The organism is Brevibacterium sp. GP-SGM9 (genome assembly GCF_047300845.1).
Lineage (GTDB): Bacteria > Actinomycetota > Actinomycetes > Actinomycetales > Brevibacteriaceae > Brevibacterium.
Map to the genome: position 1 here is coordinate 3,866,866 of NZ_CP178563.1, position 23,799 is coordinate 3,890,664.

A 23,799-nucleotide genomic window follows, 5' to 3' on the forward strand; every position below is an offset into this window, starting at 1 on the left:
CCGCTCACCGGCGCCCGCTCGCCTGTGAGAGGGCGCCGAGGCGAAGGCTCACAGCCGGGCGATCGACTCCACGTCCTCACCGAACTCGCGGGCCGTCTCTTCCGAGACCGTGGCGCGGGTCGCCCGCAGCGCCTCCAAATAGTCCTCGGTGGTGAGCACATCGGTCCGGGAAGCGATGTCGACCTGCTGTTTGCGCAGGGCCGAGGCCAGAGCTTCCTGGGAGGCCCGCCTGGCCGCGTATTCGATATCGGCCGGGGTCAGGCCGGCACTGGCATCGACGAGGACCGCGAGGTCGACCCCGCCGATCGTGTGCTCGGGAATGTAGCGGGCCCAGATGGCCTCCCGGGCGGTGGCATCGGGCAGGCCGATGGGAATGACATAGTCGAAGCGACCATGCCGGAGGAAGGCCGCATCGAGAGCGCGGACGAAGTTCGTGGCGCAGATGAGCAGCCGACCGTCCCGATCCCGGAACTCGGCCACCTGTTTGAGCAGCTCATTCGTCACTCCCTGGGTCGGTGAGGGCGGTTCACCGCCGCGCTTCGAGGCGATCTCCTCGACCTCGTCGATGAAGACGACGGCATGTTCGAGTTCGCCGATCTGCTCGAAGGTCGCACGCAGCCCGGCAGCCACCCCGCCGGGCTCACTCGAGAGCCGGGAGGGAAACACCTCGACGAAGGGCCAGTCGAGGCGCGAGGCCACGGCCTTCGCAAACGTCGTCTTCCCCGTCCCCGGGGGACCGAAGAGCATCACTGCGCGGGGCGGTACGACCCCGAAATGATCGGCGAGATCCGGTTCGGCCAAAGGCACGACGAGGCGGTCCTCGAGCATGTCCTTCTCCTGCTGCATCCCGCTGACGGCATCCCACAGATGACGCGGCAGAACCCGCCCGCCCACTGTCTTGAGACGGTCGAGCTCACGCCGGCGCACGGGCATCTGCCGCTCCAGATAGCGCAGATGCGGCTTCGCCTCGAAGCCGTTCTCCAACAGACCCGCGAAGGTCGGCGAGACCTCGGGGACGAGCATCGACAGCGTCCCCAACTCCAAAGGCATGAGACGACGTTCGAGGGCGTCGAGCAGACTCGCCTCGATGGGGGACCGGCGATCGGCCTCCTCGCGGACCGATTCGAGGACATGGAAGAAGACGATCCACCCCTGACCGTGCGCGGCGCGACCGACGGCGGCACCGACGATCTCCTCATCACGGACCGCGACGACCGCCTGGTTGCGCTGGCAGGCGGCGACGACCTCGGGGAGGGGATACAGGGGGACGGCGTCCGCCTCGGCGGGATCGATCATGGTGGACTCCCAGAGACGGATGATCCCGTCGAGGTCGTCGTCGTGGAAATCACGGATACGGGTGCGAGACATCGAAAGCTCCTTCGGTGGCGGGCAGGATTCAAGACTATGCGATCACCCCGGCCGTCTGTGATCTGTCTCTCAACTGCGAGACGCCGCGACCGCCTCGGCGGGGGATGAACGGACAATGCCCCGGGGCGCGCCCCGGCCCACTGCCTTCGTCGTGGGGTGTGGGCGCTATCCTTGAACCATGGCGATTCTCGGTGACAGTGCAGCAACGGCTGCGATTGAGGCGTTCGGTACCGTCGGCACCGCAATGGTGACCCCGTTCAAGGGCGATGGCAGCATCGACTATGCGGCCGTCGAGAAGGTGGCGAACCACCTCGTCGACATCGGAAACAACATGCTCGTCGTCTCCGGGACCACCGGAGAATCACCGACGACGACCGACGACGAGAAGATCGAACTCCTCCACGTCGTGCGCGGCGTCATCGGCGACCGGGCGAAGATCATCGCCGGCACCGGCAACAACGTCACCGCCCACACCATCGAGCTGTCGCAGCGTTCGGCGGCGGCCGGGGCCGACGGCATCCTCGTCGTCACCCCCTATTACTCGAAGCCGACCCAGCCGGCGATCGCCGCGCACATGCGCGCCGCCGCCGACTCCACCGACCTGCCGGTGATGCTCTACGACATTCCCGGCCGCGCCGGAGTGCCGATCAGCACGGAGACCCTGCTGTCCCTGGCCGGACACCCGAACATCCTCGCCGTCAAGGACGCCAAGGGCGACCTCTTCGCCACCTCCCAGGTGATCAGGCAGTCCTCCCTCGTCTACTACTCGGGTGAGGATGCGCTCAACCTGCCGCTGCTGGCCGTCGGGGCACTCGGCGTCGTCTCCGTAGCCGGACACGTCTGCTCCGCCGACTTCGCGAAGATGGTCGCCGCCGCAGCCGCCGATGACCTGAGAACCGCCCGCGCGATCAGCTTCGCCACGAACGACATGGTCGACGCGCTCATGAACCACATGCCGGGAGTGCTCTCGGCCAAGGCCGCATTGCAGGCCCAAGGAATACTCGACAACCGCGATGTGCGAATGCCGCTGCTCCCAGCAGATGATGAGCAGATGGCACTCGTCACCGCCCAATTGACCAGGAGTGGTTACCTCAGTGAATAATGCATTGACTCAAGAGCTCAAGCTTCCCCCGAAGATGGATCCGGAGGCCGTCCGCATCGTCGCCCTCGGCGGCCTCGGCGAAGTCGGACGCAACATGACCGTGTTCGAATACCACGGCAAGCTCCTCATCGTCGACTGCGGCGTACTCTTCCCCGAAGAGGACCAGCCCGGCGTCGACCTCATCCTCCCCGACTTCTCCTACCTCGACGATCGCCTCGACGACATCGTCGGCCTTGTGCTCACCCACGGCCACGAGGACCACATCGGCGCCGTTCCCTACCTGCTGCGCCGCAAGGGCGACATCCCGATCCTCGGCTCGAAGCTGACGATCGCGCTCATCGAGGCCAAGCTCAAGGAACACCGGATCAAGCCGATCACCCGCGTGGTCAAGGAAGACGACCTCGACCAGCTCGGTCCCTTCGACCTCGAGTTCGTCGCCGTTAACCACTCGATCCCCGACGCTCTGGCCGTCTTCATCCGCACCGGTGCCGGAAACATCCTCCACACCGGTGACTTCAAGATGGACCAGCTGCCGCTCGACGGCCGGATCACGGACCTGCGCGCCTTCGCCCGCCTCGGCGAGGAAGGTGTCGACCTGTTCATGACGGACTCGACGAACGCCGAAGTCCCCGGGTTCACCGCCCTGGAGAAGGACATCGGGCCGGTGCTCGAGAACCTCTTCGGTTCCGCCGAGCGTCGGATCATCGTCGCCTCCTTCTCCTCGCACATCCACCGCGTCCAGCAGGTGCTCAATGCCGCCGACGCGCACGGCCGCAAGGTCGCCCTGGTCGGCCGGTCGATGGTGCGCAACATGAAGATCGCCGCCGATCTCGGCTACCTCGAGGTTCCCAAGGGTGCGCTCATCGACATCAAGGAAGTCGAGAAGCTGCCCGACGACCAGGTCGTGCTCATGTGCACCGGTTCGCAGGGCGAGCCGATGGCGGCCCTGTCCCGCATGGCCAATCGGTCCCACCGCGTCGAGGTCGGCGACGGGGACACCGTCATCCTCGCCTCCTCGCTCATCCCGGGCAACGAGAACTCCGTGTTCAAGGTCATCAACGGCCTGATGAAGCTCGGCGCCCGCGTGATCTCGAAGGCCGATGCCAAGATCCACGTGTCCGGCCACGCCTCCGGCGGCGAGCTGCTCTACTGCTACAACATCGTCAAGCCCCGCGGTGTCCTCCCCGTGCACGGCGAATGGCGCCACATGCTCGCCAATGCCCGGCACGCCGAGGCGACCGGAGTCGACCCCGACAACATCGTGCTGGCCGACGACGGCTGGGTCGTCGACCTCAAGGACGGCCGCGCCGAGGTGGTCGGGGCCGTGGACTGCAACTACGTCTTCGTCGACGGCTCCTCGGTCGGCGAGATCACCGAGGCCGACCTCAAGGACCGCCTCGTGCTCTCCGGCGAAGGCTTCGTGACGATCTTCATGGCCGTGAACTCGCAGTCGAAGCAGCTCATCGCCGGGCCCGAGATCCACGCCCGCGGTGTGGCCGAGTCCGACGACGTCTTCGACTCCATCGTGCCGAAGGTGACGAAGGCCGTCGAGGATGCCCTCAAGGACGGCAACACCGATCAGTACCAGCTGCAGCAGGTCGTCCGCCGCACCGTCGGCCGCTGGGTGTCCTCGAAGCTGCGCCGCAAGCCGATGATCGTCCCCATGGTCGTCATCGTCTGAGGTTCGTTGGGTGCCGCGCGCCTCGGGTGCTGCGCGCCGGAGTGTCGCGCGCCGGCACCCGAAAGTGCCTGGGGATCGCGCGTCGGCACCCAGTACCGCCATTGCTCGGCCACTTCCGAGCAGAATCAGACCCGATTCTGCTCGGAAGTGGCCGAGCAATGCGCGTTTGAGGGGTGGAGACTCCGTCCCCGCCACCCGGAGGGTCCCGTGCTCCGCAGAGTTCCCGCGCTACGCGTGGATTCATGCGTTCGGCGGGCCCTTCGCTGTCGGTGCATTGAGGTGTGGCTCAGGCGGTCGCGGTGCGCTCCGGCTCGGCCATGAGTGGTTTGCCCGGAGACCTCCGAATGAGAATCACGCCCACGGCGAGACCGACGATGATGGCCGTGAGGATGATGGTCCCGGCGTTGAAGCCCAGGCCGTTGAGTCCGACGAACGCGAGGGCTCCCGCAGCCAGCGAATACACGAGCATCGGGATCGAGGTGCGGCGGATCAGCTCGCCCTCCCGGCCGACGAGTCCGACCGTCGCTGAGGCTGCGACGACATTGTGCACGGCGACCATATTGCCTGCCGCGCCGCCGACGGCTTGCGCCGCGACAACGGTCTCCGGGCTGGCGGCTCCGATCGCGGTGCCGGTGGAGAACTGGAATTGGGAGAACATCGTGTTCGACACGGTGTTCGATCCTGCGATGAACGCGCCGAGGGCGCCGACGAACGGGGCGAGGAGCGGCCAGGCGTCGCCCACGGTGCTCGCTGCCGCCTCGGCGAGGGTGACGGGCATCGAATCGAGGCCCGCGCTGTTGTAGTCCGCGCCCGAGTTGATGAACACGCGGACCAAGGGGAGCGAGCAGAGGAGGGCGACGGCGGCCCCGGCGATCTGCGAGCCCGCGATCTTCCAGGACCCTCCGATCTGCTCCCTCGTCATCCGGTGGATGAGGTAGGTGATTCCGCAGGCGAGGACGAAGATCGCTCCGGGCGACCACAGCAGATCCATGTTCTGGTTGATCGGGGTGCCGAAGATGCCCTCGATCTTGATCACCGCCGGTCCGTTGAGGAACTCCTTGATCGGCGGCACGTTGCGGGTGATCAGCAGCAGCGCGACGACGATGAGGTAGGGAGACCATGCGCGGACGAGCGACATCTTCCTCGTCAGCTGAGCCTTCTCCTGGTTCGGGTCGACGGTGCCCATCCAGAAGCTCGGCCAGTTCTCCCGCGGGGCGAAGTCCCAAGTCTTCTTCGGCATGAGGAAGCCGAACTTGCTCGTCGTCACCACGATGGCCAAGCCGATGAGCCCGCCGAGCAGCGAGGGGAATTCTGGGCCGAGCAGGTTCGCGACGAGGAGGTAGGGCACGATCATGGCCAGCGCCGAATAGATCGCGAAGGGCGCCACCGCGAGCCCGTCGGCGAAGCGGCGGTTGGCACCGAAGAAGCCGGTCATCATGCACGAGAGCAGGAGCGGGATGAGAATGCCGCAGATCGCGTGGATGAGCGCGACCTGTGTGGCCGTGTGGGCGATGAATTCAGACTGCCCGAGTCCGAGCTGTCCGGCCCGAGCGGCGACATCGGCGGACATGCTGCCGTCTTCCTGGGCCAGGCCGGTCCCGATGCCGACGACCATCGGCGTGCCGACCGCACCGAAGCTCACCGGCGTCGACTGGATGATCAGCCCGGCAAGCACCGCGGCGATCGCAGGAAAGCCAAGCGCGAGCATGAGCGGGGCGACCACGGCGGCGGGCGTGCCGAACCCGGCGGCACCCTCGATGAAGGAGCCGAAGAGCCAGGCGACGATGATGACCTGGACCCGCCGGTCGGGGGAGATCGAGACGAAACCCGCACGGATCGTCTCGATCGCACCCGAGCGGGTGATCGTGGCGAGCAGCAGAAGTGCGCCGAAGACGATCCAGAGCAGGCCGATGGCCACGAGCAGACCCTGGACGACGGAGGCACCGATCGTCACCCACTCGATCTGCCAGGCGAAGTTCGCGACGAGCGCGGCGGCGACGAGTCCGATGGGCATGGCGTATTTGGCGGGCCAGCGGAATCCGATGAGGAGGATTCCGGCCAGCAGAATGGGTGAGAGTGCGAGCAGTGCCGCGACGGCGAGGTTGTCCATCGTCGTATCCGATCTGCGGCTTCCTTGCCGCGTGGTCGTTGAGCCTCGGTGCGCATCTTCGTCGGCGGAGGCCACGGCCTCCAGGTCGGATTCGGCGAGAGAGGTTCCTTCCAACATCCTCGCCGGGGGTGCTGTTCGAGTCAATGCCCACCCCCGTCGGTGTCGCTGATCTCAGTGGGAGGATAGGGTTTGACGAGATGTGCATCACCTCTTATTCTTTCGGTGTGTGAACATTAATTTTCACGATGTGAAAGTTCGCAGGCCAAACCCCGTTGCCCAGCGAACGCGAGGCACCACCCCGGTGCCGACAGACGCACCGCTACGGTGCTGACTAAGGAGAACCACCGATGACTGCTCATATTGAGAATCTGGACATCCCGGCAGGCATGGAGATCACCGGCGAGCTGCCGGACGGTGCAGAGAAGGTGCTCACCCCGAAGGCCCTCGAACTCATCGTCGAGCTCAACCGGAAGTTCAACGGAGATCGCCTCGAGCGTCTCGAAGCGCGCAAGGTCCGCCAGGCGGAGATCGCCGCCGGCACCGACCTCGACTTCCTCCCCGAGACCGCGGAGATCCGCAACGATCCGACCTGGCAGGTCGCGCCCCCGGCACCCGGTCTCGAAGACCGTCGCGTCGAGGTCACCGGCCCGACGTACAAGAAGATGACGATCAACGCGCTCAACTCGGGTGCGAAGGTGTGGCTGGCCGACCAGGAGGACGCGAACACCCCGCAGTGGGATTCCGTCATCGGCGGCCAGATCAACCTGCTCGACTCCCTGACCCGCGAGATCGACTTCACCTCGCCCGAGGGCAAGGAATACAAGCTCGCCCCCGATGAGGAGCTCCCGACGATCGTCGTGCGTCCCCGCGGCTGGCACATGCCGGAGAAGCACATCCTCGTCGACGGTGAGGAGACCTCCGGTTCGCTCGTGGACTTCGCCCTCTACTTCGCCACCGCCGGGCAGATCCAGATCGAGAAGGGCAAAGGCCCCTACTTCTACCTGCCGAAGATGGAATCGCACCTCGAGGCACGACTGTGGAACCAGGTCTTCGAGCACGCCGAGGACGCCTTCGACCTGTCCCGCGGCACCATACGCGCCACAGTGCTCATCGAGACCTACCCGGCCGCGTTCGAGATGGAGGAGATCCTCTACGAACTGCGCGAGCACTCCTCGGGCCTCAACGCCGGTCGCTGGGACTACATCTTCTCCGTGATCAAGAACTTCCGGTCCCGCGGCTCGGACTACCTGCTGCCCGACCGCCAGGACGTCACCATGACCGTGCCGTTCATGCGCGCCTACACCGAGCTGCTCGTGCGCACCTGCCACAAGCGCGGCGCCCACGCCATCGGCGGCATGTCCGCATTCGTACCCTCGAAGGATCCGGCCGAGAACGAGGCCGCCTTCGACAAGGTCCGTGAGGACAAGTCCCGTGAGGCCTCCAAGGGCTTCGACGGCTCCTGGGTCGCCCACCCCGGCATGGTCGCCCTGTGCAAGGAGGTCTTCACCGAGACCCTCGGCGACAAGCCGAACCAGATCGAGAACAAGCGTGAAGACGTCAACGTCACCGCCGCCGAACTCCTCGACGTCCGCTCCACCCCCGGAGCGATCACGGAGAAGGGTCTGCGGACCAACGTCAACGTCGGCATCCAGTACCTGCGCGCCTGGCTCGAGGGCAACGGCGCCGTGGCCATCCACGGCCTCATGGAGGACGCCGCGACCGCTGAGATCTCCCGCTCCCAGGTCTGGCAGTGGCTCGACGCCGGAGTCGAACTCGACACCGGTGAGACGGTGACGAAGGACCTTGTGGAGAAGATCGTCGCCGAGGAGGTCGCCAAGCTTCCCGGTGAGCCCGCCGACTGGAAGGACGCCACCGACACGTTCGTCTCGGTCGCCGTGGCTCCCGACTACGTCGACTTCCTCACCCTGCCCGCCTACGCGCGCATGCCCTGAGAGAAGGGTGCTGTACTTGAGTGAGAGCTGCCGCGCCTGAGCCAAGAGCGCGGGGTCTGACCTCACCGAACGCCTCCGAAATTTGTGCCGACCAGCACAAATTTCGGGGGCGTTCTTCGTTAAGCTCGTCAGGACACAGGTGATCGCGCAACGGGCACTCAGCGGTGAGCCGTCGGCGCAGGAGGAGGCGAGGATGAGTCGGACCGAGGCACCCCTGCCCAGGCTCGCCAGTCCCGGCAGCATCGCCGAACTCTCCGAACTCATGGCCCGCGCTCACTCCCAGAACCGCACCGTCGCCGTGTTCGGTACCGGCACCGCCTTCGACGATCACCGACCCGCTGCGACTCCCGGTCTGCTCATCGACCTGTCCGGCCTCGCCGAGGTGGTCGAACACGACCCGGAGGGCGGAACCCTCATCGCCGGGGCCGGAGCGAAGATCGCCGATCTCGACGCGCTCGTCGCGCAGGCCGGCCAGGAACTCACCCCCGACCTTCCCGCGGATCGGACCGAAGCCGGATCCAGCCTCGGCGGGGCCATCGCCACCGCCGCCAGGGGCCCGCGCAGCGGTGGACGGGCGGGTCTGCGCGATGCGGTTCTCGGTATCCGGGCGGTGCTCGCCGACGGGACCACCACCCGGTCGACCCACGCCCTCGACGAAAGCCTGTCCGGCTGGGATCTCAGCTCCCTGCTGATCGGGTCGTGGGGGACGCTGGGCATCATCGCCGCGGCCGAGATCCGCCTCTCGCCACGCCCCGAGGCGTCCGGTTATGTGTGGATACCCGGCGCCGAGGCGGCCGCCGAACTCCGCGTGTCCCGGCTCGCCCCAGCCGCGATCGAACTCGAACGTCCGCCGGGTTCGCTCGCGGCCACCGTCGCACTCATCGAAGGCGAGGAGGCGCATGTCGAGGACGGGCTGAACTGGATCACCGAACACTATGCAGGTGCAACGGTGTGCGCCCGTCCTGCCTGGTGGGCACGCCGCGCGCAGGTGCCGGTGATCGTGCGGGTCTCGGCCTCACCGGATTTCGTTCCCACCCTCATCCGACTGCTCGCCCGACTCGAGGACACGATCGGCTATCCGCTGCAGCTGCGGGGGAGTGCCGCCGGCGTCGTCGACCTCGGTGTGGGTGCACCCGACACAGAGTCGGCGATCGCCACCCGGGTGGTGCTTGAGCACCTGCGAACCTGGGGGCTGCACAACCTCGGCGCTCGGCTGCTGTGTGCCCCCGCCTCGGTTTGGGACGAGGTCGACGCCTGGGGACCGCTGCCGGGAATCTCGCTGCGAGCGTCCATCAAGGACCGGCTAGACACGAAGCATCTGCTCGCCCCCGGCCGCGGCCTCGGCGGGATCTGAAACCAAGCGCCGGGACTTGAAACCAGGCGCCGGGAACTGAAACGCAAGCGGCGGGAGCGCCGGGCCAGCAGGCCCGGACACCCCCACCTCGGCGGGTGGAATCCTATTTCACGATGAGCACGGGGCACTCGGCCTCGAGGAGGACCCGCTGAGCCGTCGAGCCCACGAGCAGTTTGACCACGGGGGAGCGGCGGCGGGTGGCCATGACGATGAGTTCGGCGGAATGATCCTCGGCGAGGTCGATGATCTGGTCGGCGAGGTCATCGCCGGCCCGCTGCACCTCGTAGTCGAGGCCCGTCTCGGCGAGCTCCTCGGCCAGGCGGGTGCACGCCGAGGCCGCGCTGGTCACCGGGCCCGTGGTCGTGTCGGTGCCGAAGACGATGGCGCGCAGCCCGGCATTCTCACGGCGGGCGGCGGCCACGGCCTGCTCGAGCACGGCAGGGGAGGAGTCCTCACGGTAGGCGAGGACGACGGTGCGTGCGGCATCGTCTATCCCCTCCGAAGCGCTGACCCGCAGGCTCGGAACCGGGAACCGCTTGCGCGGGGTCGAGTAGAAATCGGTCATAGCTGCATTTCTCCTGTTCTTGTGCGGGTCAGGGGGACTTCCGGGCTCGTCAACCGATGGCGATGACGCCGACGAGGACGCCGACCGTGAGCATCACGAGGGAGACACACAGGGCCCGCCACAGCACCTTCTTGTGGTGATCGCCGAGTTCGACGCCCGAGAGGGAGACGAGCAGCAGGATCGCCGGCACCAGTGGTGACTGCATGTGCACGGGCTGGCCGGTGATCGAGGCGCGAGCCATGTCGGCAGGCGAGATCCCGAAGTGCGCGGCGGTCTCGGTGAGCACGGGCAGGATGCCGAAGTAGAAGGCGTCGTTGCTCATGAAGAAGGTCATCGGGATCGAGAGCAGACCGGTGATCACGGCCATGAACGGTCCCATCGAGTCCGGGATGACGTCGACGAGCCACGCGGCCATCGCATCGACCATGCCGGTGCCGGACATGATGCCGGTGAGCACACCGGCGGCCATGACCATGGCGACGACGGAGATGATCGCCGAGGCGTGCGAGGCCAGCTCCTCCTGCTGATCCTTGATCTTGGGGAAGTTGACCATGAGTGCGATGACCATGGCGATCATGAACAGGTAGGGCAGCGGCAGGATGTCGATGACGAGCATGACCATAACGGCCACGGTCAGGGCGAGGTTGAACCAGAACAGCTTCGGCCGCAGGGTCTTCCGGTTGGGGTCGAGTGCGGTGTCGGTCAGGGCTGAGCCCTGGCCCGAGTCCGTCGCCGAGGCGGCCGCTTCCGAGCCATCGGAATCGAGCGTTCCCGTTCCGCCGCCGTTGCCGGCGGATCCGTCCGCGTCACCGTGAGTCGAACCGTGACCGGCCGGACCGTGCGACGATCCGTGACCCGCTGAACGGGCACCGGCGACGGCACCGACGAGCTCGGTGCGGCGGTTGACGCCCTTGTCATCGATCCAGGTCACACCGTTCTTCGCCAGGCGGCGGCGTTCGGAGATGCCGAGGAAGTAGGCGAAGACGAAGCACAGCACCAGACCGGCGGCCAGGGCCGGGACCATCGGCGCGAAGATCTCGTTGGCATCGATCTGCAGGGCCGAGGAGGCCCGCGCCGTGGGTCCGCCCCAGGGGACGATGTTGAGCGTGCCGTTGATGAGACCGGCCACGCAGGTGAGCACCACCGGCGACATCTCCAGGCGCTGGTAGATCGGTAGCATGGCCGCGGTGACGACGATGAACGTCGTCGAACCGTCACCGTCGAGGGAGACGGCGCCGGTGAGCAGGGCCGTGCCCATGACGACCTTGACCGGGTCGTGGCCGGCGACCTTGAGGATGAACTCGACGAGCTTGTCGAAGAGCCCGACGTCGATCATGATCCCGAAGTAGATGATGGCGAAGAGTAGCAGCGCCGCCGTCGAGGACATCGAGGCGATTGAGTCCATGACCATCTCGCCGATCCCCAGACCGGCACCGGTGAAGAGGCCGAAGATGGTGGGGACGATGATGAGCGCCAGGATGGGCGAGAGACGCTTGGTCATGATCAGAGTCATGAAGACGATGATCATGGCGAAGCCGAGAATGACGAGCACGAACTTCTCCTTCGAAGGCGAGGTTGTCGAGTGTGATGCTCGAAACACCCTAGGGTCCCCATCACCTCGGCCGCGCGTTTGTGTGCACTGATGACGTTCTGATCGTTGACCACCTTTTGTGCATTGCGCTCATTCGCGGATAGGGTGTGCGCGTGACCCGTCCCCGCCGTCCGTTCTCCCGCCGTGTGCTGCTCAGCCAGCTCGCGGTCATCATCATCACCTTGGCGCTGGTGACCGCGGCGTTCTCCTGGGTGGGGGCGCAGACCGTCACCGAGGTGACCGAGACGAAGGCGCTGGCGACCGCGCGGACGCTCGCGATCGACCCGGATGTGCGGGCCGCGGCCACCGAGGTCTCGGCCACGCACGAGGATCCGCTCGATCCCGAGGTCGTCGCCGCGATGGTCTCCATCACCGATGACCTCCGGGACCGGTCCGGCATCGACTTCGTCGTGATCACCGACGATCGCGGGATCCGCCTGACCCACCCGGACCGGTCGAACATCGGCAAGCACGTCTCGACCTCACCGGATGAGGCTCTGGCCGGCCGGGAGAACATCAGCCACGAACGCGGGACCCTGGGCGAGACGGTGCGCGCGAAGGTCCCGATCTATTCGAGCGAGGACGAGAAGACCGTCGTCGGTCAGGTCTCCGTGGGCATCTACGCCTCGGTCCTCGACGCCGACCTGCGCCGGGAGCTGCTCATCCTCGGCTCCGTCGCGGTGCTGGCTCTGGCGATCGGCGTCGTCGCCTCGCTCATGCTCGGGCGTCGGCTGCGCCGGGAGACCCTGGGAATCGGACCCGAGGAGCTCGCGGAGATGGCCCGTGACCAGGGTGCCGTGCTGCGCGGACTCGACGACGGGATCCTCGCGTTCAGCTCCACCGGCGAGCTGACCCTGAGCAATGCGATGGCCGATGAGCTGCTGGCCGGCGCAGTCCCGTCCGCCGAGGCGACACCGTCCGCCGAGGCGACTCCGGCCGTGACCGCCGAGGCGACGTCGTCGGTGGCCGTGCCCGCTGAGATCGAGACGATGATGGCCGAGGCCCCCGAACAGGGCGCGCTGCGCCGACGCATCACCCTCGGTGATCGGATCCTCCTCGCCACCGCCGTGCGGGTCCAGCGCGGCGGGGTCGCCGTCGGCGGGGTCGTGACCCTGCGCGATGAGACGCAGATGCTCACCATGGCGCGGCAGCTCGAATCCGTGACCGCGATGGCCCAGGCCCTGCGCACCCAGCGCCACGAGTTCGCCAACAGCCTCCACACCGTGCTCGGACTCGTCGACACCGGCGCGACCGACGAGGCCCGCAGCTATCTCTCGAAGATCCTCGGCGCCGGACCGATCACGACCCCGGTCGAAGACATCGATCTCGTCTCCGATCCGTATCTGCGTGCCCTCATCGAGGCCAAAGCCACCACCGCCGCCGAGGTGGGTGTGGCCCTGCTCGTCACCCCCGATTCCCTCGCGCTGGGCCAGGTCAGAGACCCCGAAGCGGTGACGCTCATCCTCGGCAACCTCATCGACAACGCTGTGCGTGCGGCCGTGCGCGCGGCGGCGCCGGACGAAGGGAGAGTCACTGTCGAGCTGCTGAGCTCCGGGCCGGAGCTGCACGCCGTGGTCACCGACACCGGCAGCGGCGTCGACGCAGACGACGAGGAGCGGATCTTCGACGAGGGCTTCAGCACCGCCTCGGGGAGGGGATCGGACCCGGAGCACGTGCGTCCGGGCGAGTTCGACCACGAAGCCGGCGCCGAGCACGGCCACGGGATCGGTCTCGCGCTCTCCCGTCGCGTCGCGCACCGACACGGCGGCCGGGTGTGGCTCATCGACGGCCACGATCCCGAGCTCGGGGGTGCGAGCTTCGGAATGCTCCTGCCCGAGGCACTTGACCAGGACGACCCCGGCGAGACCGGCCCCGCGGACACCGCCGTTACCGAGGCCGGTCCCACGAGTACCGGCGCCACGGACACCGGCACGAATCACACCGACAGCACTGACGAGGAGTCATGATGATCAATGTTCTCGTGCTCGACGATGACTTCTTCGTCGGCCAGATCCACTGCAAGTACGTCGACGAAGTCCCCGGCTTCCACGCCCTTGAGCCCATCCGGGATCTCGCGACCGCGCGGAAGGTCATCGCCGAGCAGGACGTCGACCTGCTCCTGGCCGACTATGTCCTGCCGGAGGGCAACGGGGTCGATCTCATCCGCGAGACCGAGGTCGATGCCATTGTCCTCTCCGCGGTGACCGACCCGCAGGTGGTGCGGTCCGCGCTGCGTGCCGGGGCCATGACCTACATCGTCAAACCCTTCGCCGCCGAGGTGCTGCAGGGTTTCCTTCGCCGGTATGCGCGTCTGCTGCGTTATTGGGATCGGGAGAAGGTCGGTCACAGCGACCTCGCCCGGCAGCTGCGCAGCCTCCACGATGCCTCGGCGGTGGGCGGATCGGGAGCGGCGAGCACGGCGGGTTCGTCGACGACGGCGCGGATCCTCGATGCGCTCGAGTCTGCGGGTGGGCCGATGACGGCGCTCGAGGTCGCCGAGGCGGTCGGGGCGTCACGGGCGACCGCGCAGCGGCATCTGGCGAAGCTCGCCGAGGCGCGGACGATCACGGTGTCGCTGCAGTATGGGAGCACGGGTCGGCCGGAGCATCTCTACGCCACGAAGTGAGTGTGGGCTGTTCAGGTGCGAGGGTCCGTGACCGGCGGGGTGGTTCCGTCGTGCGGCTTGTCGCCGGCGCTCTCTGCCGGACCATTCCCGCTGAGCAGGTCGAGCTCGCGCGGGAGCGTGCGCATCCTCAGCAGCGGTGAGATCACCACGGGCAGAGAGGCCAGGGTCGCCCACGCGGCGGAGATCCACATCGTCGCCGCCACTCCGAACTGATCGCCGAGGATCCCTCCGGCCAGGGCGCCGATCGGCATCGGTCCCCAGACGAGGAATCGGATCGAGGCATTCATCCGACCGAGCAGCGGTTTGGGGCACAGGCGCTGCCGGAAGCTGACCTGGGCGATGTTGTAGACGACGACGGACCAGGTGACGAGGAGCCAGCCGATGATGAGAGTGGGCATCGTCGGCAGAAGGTGGGCCAGCGGGACTGCGAAGAAGCTCGCCCCGCCGGCGATCGCGGATGCAGCGATGCTCGTACCTTCGCCGATGACTCGCTGCACCCATGCTGCGCTCAGCGCACCGAGGATCCCGCCGGCGGCGCCGACGGACATGATCACGCCGAGCTGGACTTGGGAGATTTCGAGGATGCGCAGGGCGTAGAGGGTGAAGAGCGCGAAGATCGCCGACGAGGCGAAGTTCGTTAGTCCGGTGCAGGCGGTGATGCGGCGGAGAAGCCGATGGCCGAGGACGAAGCGGAGTCCTTCACGGATTTCGGCGAGCATGCCGCGGCGTCTCTCCGCAGGATGTGGCTCCTCGCGGTGGCCGATCCGGCCGACGAAGATGCTCGAGAGTCCCATGCAGATGCTGGTGAGTCCCACGGTCAGGGGAGCTCCGACGAGGCTGACAAGACCGGAAGCCAGTGTCGGGCCGGCGACTCTCGCCGTCTGTTGGCTCGCCTGCAGCTTGCCGTTGCCGTCGCCGATTGAGTCGGGTTCGACGAGTTCGGGCAGATAGGACTGGTTGGCGATGTCGAAGAAGACGGTGACGACGCCGACGCTCGCCGCGACGACGAAGAGCTGGACCATCGTGAGCAAGTCGAGAGCCCAGGCGATCGGAATCGACAGCAGTACGATTGCGCGAATGATGTCTCCGGCGACGATGACGGTCTTCTTCCGCATCCGGTCGACCCATGCCCCAGCCGGGAGGCTGATGAGGAGGAAAGCGGCGTTCTCGAGTGCGCCGAGCACTCCCATTTCGAAGGCACCGGCGTGGAGGACCTGGACGGCGATGAGGGGGAGTGCGAAGAGCACGAGTTCTGCACCGAACACTGAGACGGTGTCGCCCATCCACAGCTGCATGAAGTTGTGGTGGCGCCACAGGGGTGATCGTCTCGGCGATGTGGGATGGGTTCGCGCCATATGCTCGTCCTCGAGTCGGCTGGGGCGGTGGTGGCGGCGACGGTGCCGCGCCGGGTCCAGTGATTGGGATCTTTCAATCGGAAGTCTTGCACCACTGATTGACAGAAGTCAATCACTTGCGGTCGAATGATTGACTTCTCCCAATCGGAGGTTAGCGTTGAACACATGAATGAAGAGAACGCCGGGGCGGGCGACCCCGTGAGCGGTCCGGATTCTGATGATTCCGGGGCTGCGCGCGGGCTGATCCGGGCCGCCGCCTCCGGAGCGACTGCGGAGGCGGGTGATTTCGCGGCGGTGAGGGCAGGTGCCGTGGCCAGGGCAGTCGAGCGCCGCGACGCCACCGACGCCGAGGCGAAGGCTCTGGCTTCGAGTATCCGTGTCCGCATCCTGCGGCTCTGCCTCGACGAGGCCCTGAGCAATCGCGAGATCGCCGCGGCGACCGGTCTCAATCCTGCGACCGCCCTTCATCATGTGCGGATGCTCGCCGACACCGGCTTCCTCGAGGCGCAGGAGGCCCGGCGGGGGAGGCGCGGGGCGCGTGAGATTCCCTATTTGGCGACGGGTAAGAGCTGGTATCTCAATGCCGGGGACATGACGAACCCGATGATCGAGGCCTTCGTCGCCGAGTTCACCGTCGCCCCCTACGAGCAGCGGACGATGGGCCGGATGGCCGCCATGCTCACCGAGGACGAGGTGGAGGAGTTCCGCACCCGCATCGACGAACTCTTCGATGAGTTCCGGTCCCGCCGCACGAAGCCGAACGCCCGGCAGTGGGGCCTCTTCATCGCCATGCACCCCAGCCAGAGCCCCACCCGCGAGGACGAATCAGGAGAGGACACTCCGTCATCATGAGTTTATGGAGCGGCAAGCGCACCGAAATCCACCTCGATCAGCTTCCGGAGGAAGCACGAACCGCCATCGAGTCCGCGATCAACGGGGGAGAAGTGGTAGTGCGCCAGGAGGGGGAAGAATTAGGGCTGTTGTCATTTCGGGCGACGGTTCTCGAGGGCGAAGTGATTCCGAAGTCTCGACTGGGACAACCCAAGGTAGACGTGCCCGATGGCGTCACCGTTGTCGCCACGGCAATGGCTCTGTCGAAATCTGCGAGGGCCAAGCTGGCAGCGACCTTTGGAACGGACTATCTCGTTCTAGACCTCAACGATGCTCCAGAGGACGCCGATGTGCTCCTTACTCACCCGATCAGCCTCACGCTGCTCGCTCAGCTTCGAGCGCGTTTTCCCTTGGCGCGGACAGTCGTCACCGAGATCAACGACGAGGAGAGCGGAGTCAGCTATTCGGGTCCAGTCAGTCGACTCATCGATTCGGGTGTTTCCGCATACCTTCCACCCAGTACTCTCTACAGCCTTGCAAAATCAGTAGATCGATACTTGAAGACGAACGATGTCCCCGGTATCACCGCTCGCTATGAAGCCAGTACGTTGCACTGTCCCGTTGAGGAAGGGCGAAGCGAAATCGAAGAATGAGCACTATGCCCGAACCACGCGACAAAGCGGGGAAGACAGTCGACGCCTACTCGGACCCCCGCTGCGCGGCTGTAGCCGATGTGTTCGAAGGCACCGAGCGAAACGACCTCGATGTGTATGCGGCGATGCTCGAAGAGTTTCAAGCAAGCTCGTAGACGTGGGCTGCGGAACCGGAACACTCGCCACGATGCTCGTCGGCACGGGCATCGATGTTGTCGCGGTCGACCCATCGTCGGCGGCTTTGGGCGTTGCCCGAGTAAAACCGTTTGCCGGGGCGGTGCATTGGATCCTCGGTACCGCTCCGGACCTTCCCCGGGCAGAGGCTGAGCTGGCATTTATGACGGCGAACGTCGCGCAGGAGTTTCTCACTGATGAACAATGGGCTGAGACCCTCGACGCAATACGTAGAGTCCTTCGGCCAGGCGGGCGGCTGGTCTTCGAATCGCGGAACCCTCAGCGTCGAGCGTGGGAAGGGTGGACAAAGGAACGGACACATCAGACCGTTGAGGTCGACGGTGAGGGGCAGGTCGAATCCTGGGTGCAGCTGACCTCCGTCGACGGCGAGTTTGTCAGCTTCGTCGGCGTCACGATCTTCGGCCGTGACGGTGAGCGAGTCGACGAGACCTCGACGCTGCGCTTCCGCAGCCGTGAGGCTCTGACCCGCTCGCTGGAGGAAGCAGGCTTCACTGTCGACGAGGTTCGCGATGCACCGGACCGGACCGGCCCGGCCGCGAGCTAGTCTTTGTGGCCCGCACGGATTGACCGGCCACCCGCGAGGACCTGCCGCCGGAGGACACCCAACCGACATGAGGGTCTAAACCAGCGCTTGGGGGAGCGGCCGGCCGTCTAAAACCGGGTTGCGTGTCGAAAATCGTCAGGGCACATGCGTGCTTTGACGCTTGACCCGTTTTTCGGAGCCGCAGGGCGGGATATGCCACGCCGAAGCCTGCGGATTTACTGGGCAGGAGCGCAGAATCACCCTAAGATAAGAGACATGGCGACCAGAACGACTTCCCCCGCTTCTGGTTCCGGGAGACGCACAGCACCCAAAAACGCTGGTCGGTCCGGTCAAGCGGGGACAGAAGACCCCGGGGCAAACGTTGTCACCGGTGCGTGGAGGGGAGTGGCCCACATGGCCGGAAACCGTGCGCGAAAGATCCTCAGCGACGAACCGACCGATCAGTCACCGACGAAGAGAGACGGCACCGCCTTCTTCCTCATCGGTCTCTCAATCGTCATCGCCGCCTTCGAATGGTGGAACATCCCCGGCGCGATCAGCGACGTGGTCCGCTCCGTGGTCGAAGGCACCTTCGGCCGCGTCGCCCTCGCCCTGCCGGTGATCTTCACCTGCTACGCGATCCGCCTGTTCCTGCGCGGAGACGACAACCGCGGCAACAACCGGATCCTCATCGGCGGCATCTTCCTGCTGCTCGCCGCGGCCGGACTTGCCCACATCGCCGCCGGCAACCCGAGCTTCGTCAACACCCGTGAGGCCATGACCAACGGGGGAGGGGCGCTCGGCTTCGTCGTCTCCTCGCCCCTGGTCACCGCCACAACCAACTATGTGGCAGTGCCGCTGCTCATCCTGCTCGGACTCTTCTCTCTCCTCGTCATCACGGCCACACCCGTGCGCTCGATCCCGAAGCGCCTGACCGACCTCTACCTGCGTCTGACCGGCGGTGCCCGACCCGAATCCGACGCCGAGGCGAACGGAGAGACCCAGACCGACCTCGTCGCCGACAACGCCCGGACCTCGAGCCTCAAACCCGTCATGGGCGCCAAGCGCCGCAGCCGGAAGAAGAAGACCGAGATCCCCGAACTCGACGGCGAGACCGACGACGAAACGGTCACGAAGGCCTACGACAAGGCCTACATCAACGAGAACGAGATCTCCGAGGACGAGACCGACACCGCGGTCATCGACACCGAACCCAAACTCAAGCCCGGCCAGCGCCGCCCGACCAAGGCCGAACGCGAAGCCGCCGCGCTGAAGAAGACCATCGGCATGGACGAGGACGCCGCCACGGTCGCGCACAAGTCCGGAGCCGATGCCAAGCCCGCCGCCGCCTCGGCGCCGGTGCCCACAACGAACAACCCGCCGGCTCCGCCGACCGAACAGCTGCCCGAACGCGTCGAACAGCTGACCCTGGCCGGCGATGTCACCTACACCCTGCCGAACTCCGACTACCTCGTGCCCGGACCGCCCGCCAAGGAGCGCTCTGAAGCCAACGACCGGGTCGTCGAAGCCCTGCGCGACGTGATGACCCAGTTCAAGATCGACGCCGAGGTCACCGGCTTCTCCCGCGGCCCGACAGTCACTCGCTACGAGGTCGAACTCGGCGCGGGCACGAAGGTCGAGAAGGTCACGGCGCTGTCGAAGAACATCGCCTACGCCGTGGCCAGCGCCGATGTCCGCATCCTCTCGCCGATTCCCGGCAAGAAGGCCATCGGCATCGAGATCCCGAACTCCGACCGTGAGAACGTCTCCCTCGGCGATGTGCTCCGCTCGAAGGCAGCCCGGAAGACCGAACACCCGATGGTCATGGGCGTGGGCAAGGACGTCGAAGGCGGATTCGTCGTCGCCGACCTCTCCAAGATGCCCCACCTCCTCGTCGCCGGTGCCACCGGTGCCGGTAAGTCGAGCTTCGTGAACTCCATGATCACCTCGATCATGATGCGCGCGACTCCCGACGAGGTCCGCATGATCCTCGTCGACCCCAAGCGCGTGGAGCTGACGATCTACGAGGGCATTCCGCACCTCATCACCCCGATCATCACGAACCCGAAGAAGGCCGCCGAGGCGCTCGAATGGGTCGTGCGGGAGATGGACGCCCGCTACGACGACCTCGCGAACTACGGATTCAAGCACGTCAAGGAATTCAACAAGGCCGTCCGCGAGGGTCGCATCCAGCCAGCGGCCGGATCCGAACGCGTGCTCCAGCCCTACCCGTACCTCCTGGTCGTCGTCGACGAGCTCGCCGACCTCATGATGGTCGCCCCGCGCGACGTCGAGGCCTCGATCCAGCGCATCACCCAGCTGGCTCGTGCCGCCGGCATCCACCTGGTGCTCGCCACCCAGCGACCCAGCGTCGACGTCGTCACCGGCCTGATCAAGGCCAACGTGCCTTCGCGTCTGGCCTTCGCGACCTCCTCGCTGGCCGACTCCCGCGTCGTCCTCGACCAGCCCGGTGCGGAGAAGCTCATCGGCCAGGGTGACGCCCTGTTCCTGCCGATGGGCGCGGCCAAGCCGATGCGCGTCCAGGGCGCCTGGGTCAACGAGTCCGAGATCGAGAAGGTCGTCGAACACGTCAAAGGTCAGCTCACACCGAACTACCGCGAAGACGTCGCCGTCGAAGCGCCGAAGAAGCAGATCGACGAGGAGATCGGCGACGATCTCGAACTCCTGCTCCAGGCCATCGAACAGGTCGTCACCACCCAGTTCGGCTCGACGTCGATGCTCCAGCGCAAGCTGCGCGTCGGCTTCGCGAAGGCCGGTCGCCTCATGGACCTCATGGAGTCCCGCGGCATCGTCGGACCCTCCGAAGGATCGAAGGCCCGCGACGTCCTCGTCCGCCCCGACGATCTGCCCGGCACTCTGGCCATCATCAAGGGCGACACCCCGCCCGACACGGGCGGCGCCGCCGCTGAGGAACCGCGCGCGACCGGCGGGACGACCGCCTCGGCGGCCGGAGACTACGACGAGGAGTTCGAGGACTTCGGTGCCTCGAATTCATCCGAGGGTTCCGGCTCATACGGAGGATCCGGCTCGGGCGGCAGTTCCGACCGCTATGCCCACGGCGTCGGCCATGCCGAGGACCTGCACGTCGGCGACATCGACCCGGATACGGGACTCGAGGTCGTCGAGGCCAGCGGCGAGGACGCCTGGCAGCTGACCGGCCGCTGAGGCCAGGCCCGGAGCAGTCAACCGCACCACCCGCCGAGGTGGGTGTCCCGATCAACGGACACCCACCTCGGCGCGTTTCGTCCTCCATGCCGTACCCAGCTCACTTCGATAGGGTGGAGGGGTGAACGAACGAGCCGAGGCAGGAGCCTCCAACCAGCCGGCCGCAGAGCCGAGCCCGTGGAACGTCCCCAACGCGCTGACGGTGCTGCGCATCCTCCTGGTGCCCGTCTTCCTCATCCTGCTGCTCGCCGACGGCGGACACGACCTGACTACCCGCTGGTGGGCACTCGTCGTCTTCCTGCTGGCCATGCTCACCGACAAGATCGACGGTGACCTGGCGAGGAAATACAACCTCATCACGAACTTCGGCAAGATCGCCGACCCGATCGCCGACAAATCACTCATGGCCGCCGCGCTCATCGGGCTGGCTTTGGTCAGCGAGCTGCCCTGGTGGGTGCCCGTCGTCATCCTCGTCCGGGAGCTGGGCATCACGGTGCTGCGGTTCTTCATGATCCGCATCGCGGTCATGCCGGCGTCGAAGGGCGGCAAGCTTAAGACCGTGCTCCAGACTGTCGCGATCGGACTGTTCCTGCTGCTCTACCCGCTGGCTCATCTCGTCCCCGAAGGCGTGACCTTCGTGCTCGTGCTGCTGGCGTGGATCATCATGTCCGCGGCCATCGTCGTCACCGTGGTCACAGGCATCGACTACTGCATCCAGGCGGCGAAGCTCGCCAAGGACGCCCACGCCGGCGATGCCGGAAAAGACGATGCCTGAGGCCGAGCTGTTCGCACTCAACCAGCGCCTCATCGCCACCTGCACACAGATGGGGCTCTCGCTCGCCTCGGCGGAATCGCTGACCGGCGGCCGCTTCGTCGCGGCTCTCGTCGACGTTCCGGGCGCCTCGGCCGTGGTGCGCGGGGGACTGGTCACCTACGCCACCGACCTCAAAGCCGCTCTTGCCGGAGTCGATGCCGACCATCTCGAGGAGACCGGCCCGGTCGATCCGGTCGTGGCCGCACAGATGGCCGTCGGTGCGGCCACGAAGTGCGTGGCCGACATCGGCATCTCCTGCACCGGTGTGGCCGGACCCGACCCGCAGGACGGCAAGGGCGTCGGCCTCGTCTACACGGCCATCGCCTTCGGCGGCAAGGCCAAGGTCTTCGAACACGACTTCACCGGCGACCGCAACGAGATCCGCGAACAGACGGTCCGCGCCATGTCGGTCAACCTCGAGGAATTCGTCGCCCACATCGCCTACGGACCCGAGGCCGGGAACGGCGCGGAATAAGTTCCACCCGGACGAGGTTGGCCAGGTGATGACGATTGGACGAACATTCACCACATTCTTCGAATGGACTGGCAATACCGTCCGCGCACTGGTCCAGGTTGGCGCAGGATCGCGAGCGGGCTGTAAAGTTGAAGGCACAATGAGGACGGATCGCGCTGACAAAGGGAGGGACGCGTTATGTTACTGAGAGTTGAAATCGGCGACGCACTGCGTTCGGCCCGTCGCCGCCAGGGACGCACCCTCCGCGATGTCTCCACAGGAGCCAGCGTCTCGCTGGGCTACCTCAGCGAGATCGAGCGCGGTCAGAAGGAAGCCTCCTCGGAGTTGCTGTCGGCCATCTGCGAGGCACTCGACCTGCCGCTCTCGGCGCTGCTGTCCTCGGTCTCCGATCGCTTCGCCCTCGAAGAGGGAGTCGAGATCCCCGACACCATTCCGCAGGAGCTCTCGGACAAGATCCTGGGCCACCCGGGATACCCGGTGCCGCGGTTGGCCGCTAAACCCTGATGCGCCACACCCTCTACTGGATCCTCATGAACGAGGAGTTCGGTGAGGCGCGTGCTGCCTCCCTGCACACCGACCTCACGCTGAGCAGCCTCGGTTCGCGGACCGCCCAACAGGCTTTCGAAGCCGGAGTCGAACCCCGCGACATCTGGATCGCCGTGTGCGACTCCATGAGCGTCCCCGAGTCCCGCCGCCTGGGCAAAGAGAAGCCGCGTTCGCGTCCGTTCTGACTTCGTTCGCGCCTGTGCTGAGACTCGCTCACGTCCGTTCTGAGGCCAGCTCTGCAGCGGATGTGCGCTGACGCTCGAGTGTAGACTGGCCGCATGAATCAGGCAGTCCCGTTTATCACCTTCCAGCCCGGTCGCGGCCAGAATGCCGCCGAGGCGATGGGGACCTACCTCGAGGTCTTCGCCGATGGGCGAGTGGTCTCCGACAACCGGTACGGTCCCGAGGGACCCGGTGCCGAGGGCACGGTCATCATGGCGGAGATCGAGATCGCCGGCCAGCGACTGCGATTGAGCGACAGCTTCGTCGACCACGAATGGGACATCACTCCCGCAGTGTCGCTCATGGTCGATTGCGAGTCGGCCGAAGAGCTGCAACGCATCTTCACCGCACTGAGCGCGCAGGGCACCGTGTTCATGCCGCTCGATGACTATGGCTTCGGACCATTCGGTTGGGTGGGCGACCGTTTCGGCCTCACCTGGCAGCTCGGCCTGGCAGCAGAGTAGAGGAGCCTCGGGCAGCAAATGGTTCGCCTCCTGAATCGTTCTTGGAGACACGCGACACGCCCCGATATTTAGAACACCTGTTCGGATGTCGGTTATGCTGGTGGTGAATCACGGGACCTGTGACCACGAGTGGCTGGTTATCCACGGGGGAGAATCATCCTCTGTCGTTATGTCAGTGCCATCTTC

General features: G+C 66.2%; 20 protein-coding genes. 15 read left to right on the plus strand and 5 right to left on the minus strand.

Going from position 1 to position 23,799, the window contains the following annotated elements; genetic code table 11:
- Positions 1-48: 48 nt before the first annotated feature.
- Positions 49-1,368: an ATP-binding protein gene (locus ACH82I_RS17340; RefSeq protein WP_413334399.1), complete on the minus strand. Its 1,320-nt coding sequence runs from the start codon at positions 1,366-1,368 to the stop codon at positions 49-51.
- 178 nt (positions 1,369-1,546) lie between these two features.
- Here ACH82I_RS17340 and dapA point away from each other — a divergent pair, with 178 nt between their 5' ends.
- Together dapA and ACH82I_RS17350 are read left to right on the plus strand one after the other, a co-directional pair.
- Positions 1,547-2,470 carry a 4-hydroxy-tetrahydrodipicolinate synthase gene (gene dapA / locus ACH82I_RS17345; protein ID WP_413334401.1) on the plus strand — a complete coding sequence of 308 codons (924 nt, stop codon included), beginning with the start codon at positions 1,547-1,549 and terminating at the stop codon, positions 2,468-2,470.
- A 34-nt stretch (positions 2,471-2,504) separates the two neighbouring features.
- Positions 2,505-4,151, plus strand: a complete 1,647-nt coding sequence (locus ACH82I_RS17350; protein ID WP_230745195.1) for a ribonuclease J — start codon at positions 2,505-2,507, stop codon at positions 4,149-4,151.
- Between the two features lie 286 nt (positions 4,152-4,437).
- Here ACH82I_RS17350 and ACH82I_RS17355 read toward each other — a convergent pair whose 3' ends face one another.
- A complete protein-coding gene (locus tag ACH82I_RS17355) occupies positions 4,438-6,261 on the minus strand; it encodes an L-lactate permease (RefSeq protein ID WP_413334403.1) in 1,824 nt (607 codons plus the stop codon).
- Positions 6,262-6,608: 347 nt separating this feature from the next.
- Between ACH82I_RS17355 and aceB the strand changes: the two genes are divergently transcribed.
- Both aceB and ACH82I_RS17365 read left to right on the plus strand, forming a co-directional pair.
- A complete protein-coding gene (gene aceB, locus ACH82I_RS17360) occupies positions 6,609-8,213 on the plus strand; it encodes a malate synthase A (RefSeq protein ID WP_413334404.1) in 1,605 nt (534 codons plus the stop codon).
- A gap of 193 nt (positions 8,214-8,406) precedes the next feature.
- Positions 8,407-9,567: an FAD-binding oxidoreductase gene (locus tag ACH82I_RS17365; protein ID WP_413334406.1), complete on the plus strand. Its 1,161-nt coding sequence runs from the start codon at positions 8,407-8,409 to the stop codon at positions 9,565-9,567.
- 103 nt (positions 9,568-9,670) lie between these two features.
- Here ACH82I_RS17365 and ACH82I_RS17370 read toward each other — a convergent pair whose 3' ends face one another.
- Entirely contained in the window at positions 9,671-10,132 is a 462-nt protein-coding gene (locus ACH82I_RS17370) for a universal stress protein (RefSeq protein ID WP_413334408.1), read from the minus strand.
- Between the two features lie 49 nt (positions 10,133-10,181).
- Positions 10,182-11,684, minus strand: coding sequence for a CitMHS family transporter (locus ACH82I_RS17375; RefSeq protein WP_413334410.1), 1,503 nt, complete (start codon positions 11,682-11,684; stop codon positions 10,182-10,184).
- 152 nt (positions 11,685-11,836) lie between these two features.
- On the opposite strand from ACH82I_RS17375, the gene ACH82I_RS17380 reads away from it, so the two are divergent.
- Both ACH82I_RS17380 and ACH82I_RS17385 read left to right on the plus strand, forming a co-directional pair.
- Complete coding sequence (locus ACH82I_RS17380) at positions 11,837-13,690, plus strand: ATP-binding protein (protein ID WP_413334412.1); 1,854 nt, start codon at positions 11,837-11,839, stop codon at positions 13,688-13,690.
- Positions 13,687-14,349 carry a response regulator gene (locus ACH82I_RS17385; RefSeq protein ID WP_413334414.1) on the plus strand — a complete coding sequence of 221 codons (663 nt, stop codon included), beginning with the start codon at positions 13,687-13,689 and terminating at the stop codon, positions 14,347-14,349. The genes ACH82I_RS17380 and ACH82I_RS17385 overlap by 4 nt, the downstream gene beginning before the upstream one ends.
- Before the next feature lie 11 nt (positions 14,350-14,360).
- Here the strand turns inward: ACH82I_RS17385 and ACH82I_RS17390 are convergent, their stop codons facing one another.
- The gene (locus tag ACH82I_RS17390) at positions 14,361-15,704 is read right to left on the minus strand and encodes an MFS transporter (RefSeq protein WP_413334415.1); all 1,344 of its coding nucleotides are present in this window, start codon (positions 15,702-15,704) and stop codon (positions 14,361-14,363) included.
- A gap of 165 nt (positions 15,705-15,869) precedes the next feature.
- On the opposite strand from ACH82I_RS17390, the gene ACH82I_RS17395 reads away from it, so the two are divergent.
- The 9 genes from ACH82I_RS17395 to ACH82I_RS17435 all read left to right on the plus strand — a co-directional run bounded on the left by ACH82I_RS17395 (position 15,870) and on the right by ACH82I_RS17435 (position 23,613).
- Entirely contained in the window at positions 15,870-16,556 is a 687-nt protein-coding gene (locus ACH82I_RS17395) for an ArsR/SmtB family transcription factor (protein ID WP_413334417.1), read from the plus strand.
- The gene (locus tag ACH82I_RS17400; RefSeq protein ID WP_413334419.1) at positions 16,553-17,188 is read left to right on the plus strand and encodes a hypothetical protein; all 636 of its coding nucleotides are present in this window, start codon (positions 16,553-16,555) and stop codon (positions 17,186-17,188) included. Before ACH82I_RS17395 ends, ACH82I_RS17400 begins: the two co-directional genes overlap by 4 nt.
- Complete coding sequence (locus ACH82I_RS17405) at positions 17,130-17,927, plus strand: class I SAM-dependent methyltransferase (protein WP_413334421.1); 798 nt, start codon at positions 17,130-17,132, stop codon at positions 17,925-17,927. Before ACH82I_RS17400 ends, ACH82I_RS17405 begins: the two co-directional genes overlap by 59 nt.
- Before the next feature lie 393 nt (positions 17,928-18,320).
- Positions 18,321-21,092: a DNA translocase FtsK gene (locus tag ACH82I_RS17410; RefSeq protein ID WP_413334423.1), complete on the plus strand. Its 2,772-nt coding sequence runs from the start codon at positions 18,321-18,323 to the stop codon at positions 21,090-21,092.
- Positions 21,093-21,213: 121 nt separating this feature from the next.
- Positions 21,214-21,867: a CDP-diacylglycerol--glycerol-3-phosphate 3-phosphatidyltransferase gene (gene pgsA / locus ACH82I_RS17415; protein WP_230745124.1), complete on the plus strand. Its 654-nt coding sequence runs from the start codon at positions 21,214-21,216 to the stop codon at positions 21,865-21,867.
- Positions 21,860-22,381 (plus strand): CinA family protein, encoded by a 522-nt coding sequence (locus ACH82I_RS17420; RefSeq protein WP_413334424.1) that lies wholly within the window; start codon positions 21,860-21,862, stop codon positions 22,379-22,381. The genes pgsA and ACH82I_RS17420 overlap by 8 nt, the downstream gene beginning before the upstream one ends.
- A 177-nt stretch (positions 22,382-22,558) precedes the next feature.
- Complete coding sequence (locus ACH82I_RS17425; RefSeq protein WP_230745126.1) at positions 22,559-22,885, plus strand: helix-turn-helix domain-containing protein; 327 nt, start codon at positions 22,559-22,561, stop codon at positions 22,883-22,885.
- Entirely contained in the window at positions 22,885-23,112 is a 228-nt protein-coding gene (locus tag ACH82I_RS17430; RefSeq protein WP_413334426.1) for a DUF3046 domain-containing protein, read from the plus strand. Before ACH82I_RS17425 ends, ACH82I_RS17430 begins: the two co-directional genes overlap by 1 nt.
- Before the next feature lie 93 nt (positions 23,113-23,205).
- Positions 23,206-23,613, plus strand: a complete 408-nt coding sequence (locus tag ACH82I_RS17435) for a VOC family protein (protein ID WP_413334428.1) — start codon at positions 23,206-23,208, stop codon at positions 23,611-23,613.
- Positions 23,614-23,799 lie beyond the last annotated feature (186 nt).

Excerpts from the sequence above, each read along its gene's own strand:
- ACH82I_RS17355 (WP_413334403.1), bottom strand. The coding sequence starts at position 6,261 with ATGGACAACCTCGCCGTCGCGGCACTGCTCGCACTCTCACCCATTCTG.
- ACH82I_RS17365 (WP_413334406.1), top strand. The coding sequence starts at position 8,407 with ATGAGTCGGACCGAGGCACCCCTGCCCAGGCTCGCCAGTCCCGGCAGC.
- ACH82I_RS17405 (WP_413334421.1), top strand. The coding sequence starts at position 17,130 with ATGAAGCCAGTACGTTGCACTGTCCCGTTGAGGAAGGGCGAAGCGAAA.
- ACH82I_RS17420 (WP_413334424.1), top strand. The coding sequence starts at position 21,860 with ATGCCTGAGGCCGAGCTGTTCGCACTCAACCAGCGCCTCATCGCCACC.
- ACH82I_RS17385 (WP_413334414.1), top strand. The coding sequence starts at position 13,687 with ATGATGATCAATGTTCTCGTGCTCGACGATGACTTCTTCGTCGGCCAG.
- ACH82I_RS17370 (WP_413334408.1), bottom strand. The coding sequence starts at position 10,132 with ATGACCGATTTCTACTCGACCCCGCGCAAGCGGTTCCCGGTTCCGAGC.
- ACH82I_RS17395 (WP_413334417.1), top strand. The coding sequence starts at position 15,870 with ATGAATGAAGAGAACGCCGGGGCGGGCGACCCCGTGAGCGGTCCGGAT.
- ACH82I_RS17430 (WP_413334426.1), top strand. The coding sequence starts at position 22,885 with ATGCGCCACACCCTCTACTGGATCCTCATGAACGAGGAGTTCGGTGAG.
- ACH82I_RS17435 (WP_413334428.1), top strand. The coding sequence starts at position 23,206 with ATGAATCAGGCAGTCCCGTTTATCACCTTCCAGCCCGGTCGCGGCCAG.
- aceB (WP_413334404.1), top strand. The coding sequence starts at position 6,609 with ATGACTGCTCATATTGAGAATCTGGACATCCCGGCAGGCATGGAGATC.
- ACH82I_RS17340 (WP_413334399.1), bottom strand. The coding sequence starts at position 1,368 with ATGTCTCGCACCCGTATCCGTGATTTCCACGACGACGACCTCGACGGG.
- ACH82I_RS17410 (WP_413334423.1), top strand. The coding sequence starts at position 18,321 with ATGGCCGGAAACCGTGCGCGAAAGATCCTCAGCGACGAACCGACCGAT.
- ACH82I_RS17400 (WP_413334419.1), top strand. The coding sequence starts at position 16,553 with ATGAGTTTATGGAGCGGCAAGCGCACCGAAATCCACCTCGATCAGCTT.
- ACH82I_RS17425 (WP_230745126.1), top strand. The coding sequence starts at position 22,559 with ATGTTACTGAGAGTTGAAATCGGCGACGCACTGCGTTCGGCCCGTCGC.
- ACH82I_RS17350 (WP_230745195.1), top strand. The coding sequence starts at position 2,505 with ATGGATCCGGAGGCCGTCCGCATCGTCGCCCTCGGCGGCCTCGGCGAA.
- ACH82I_RS17390 (WP_413334415.1), bottom strand. The coding sequence starts at position 15,704 with ATGGCGCGAACCCATCCCACATCGCCGAGACGATCACCCCTGTGGCGC.
- dapA (WP_413334401.1), top strand. The coding sequence starts at position 1,547 with ATGGCGATTCTCGGTGACAGTGCAGCAACGGCTGCGATTGAGGCGTTC.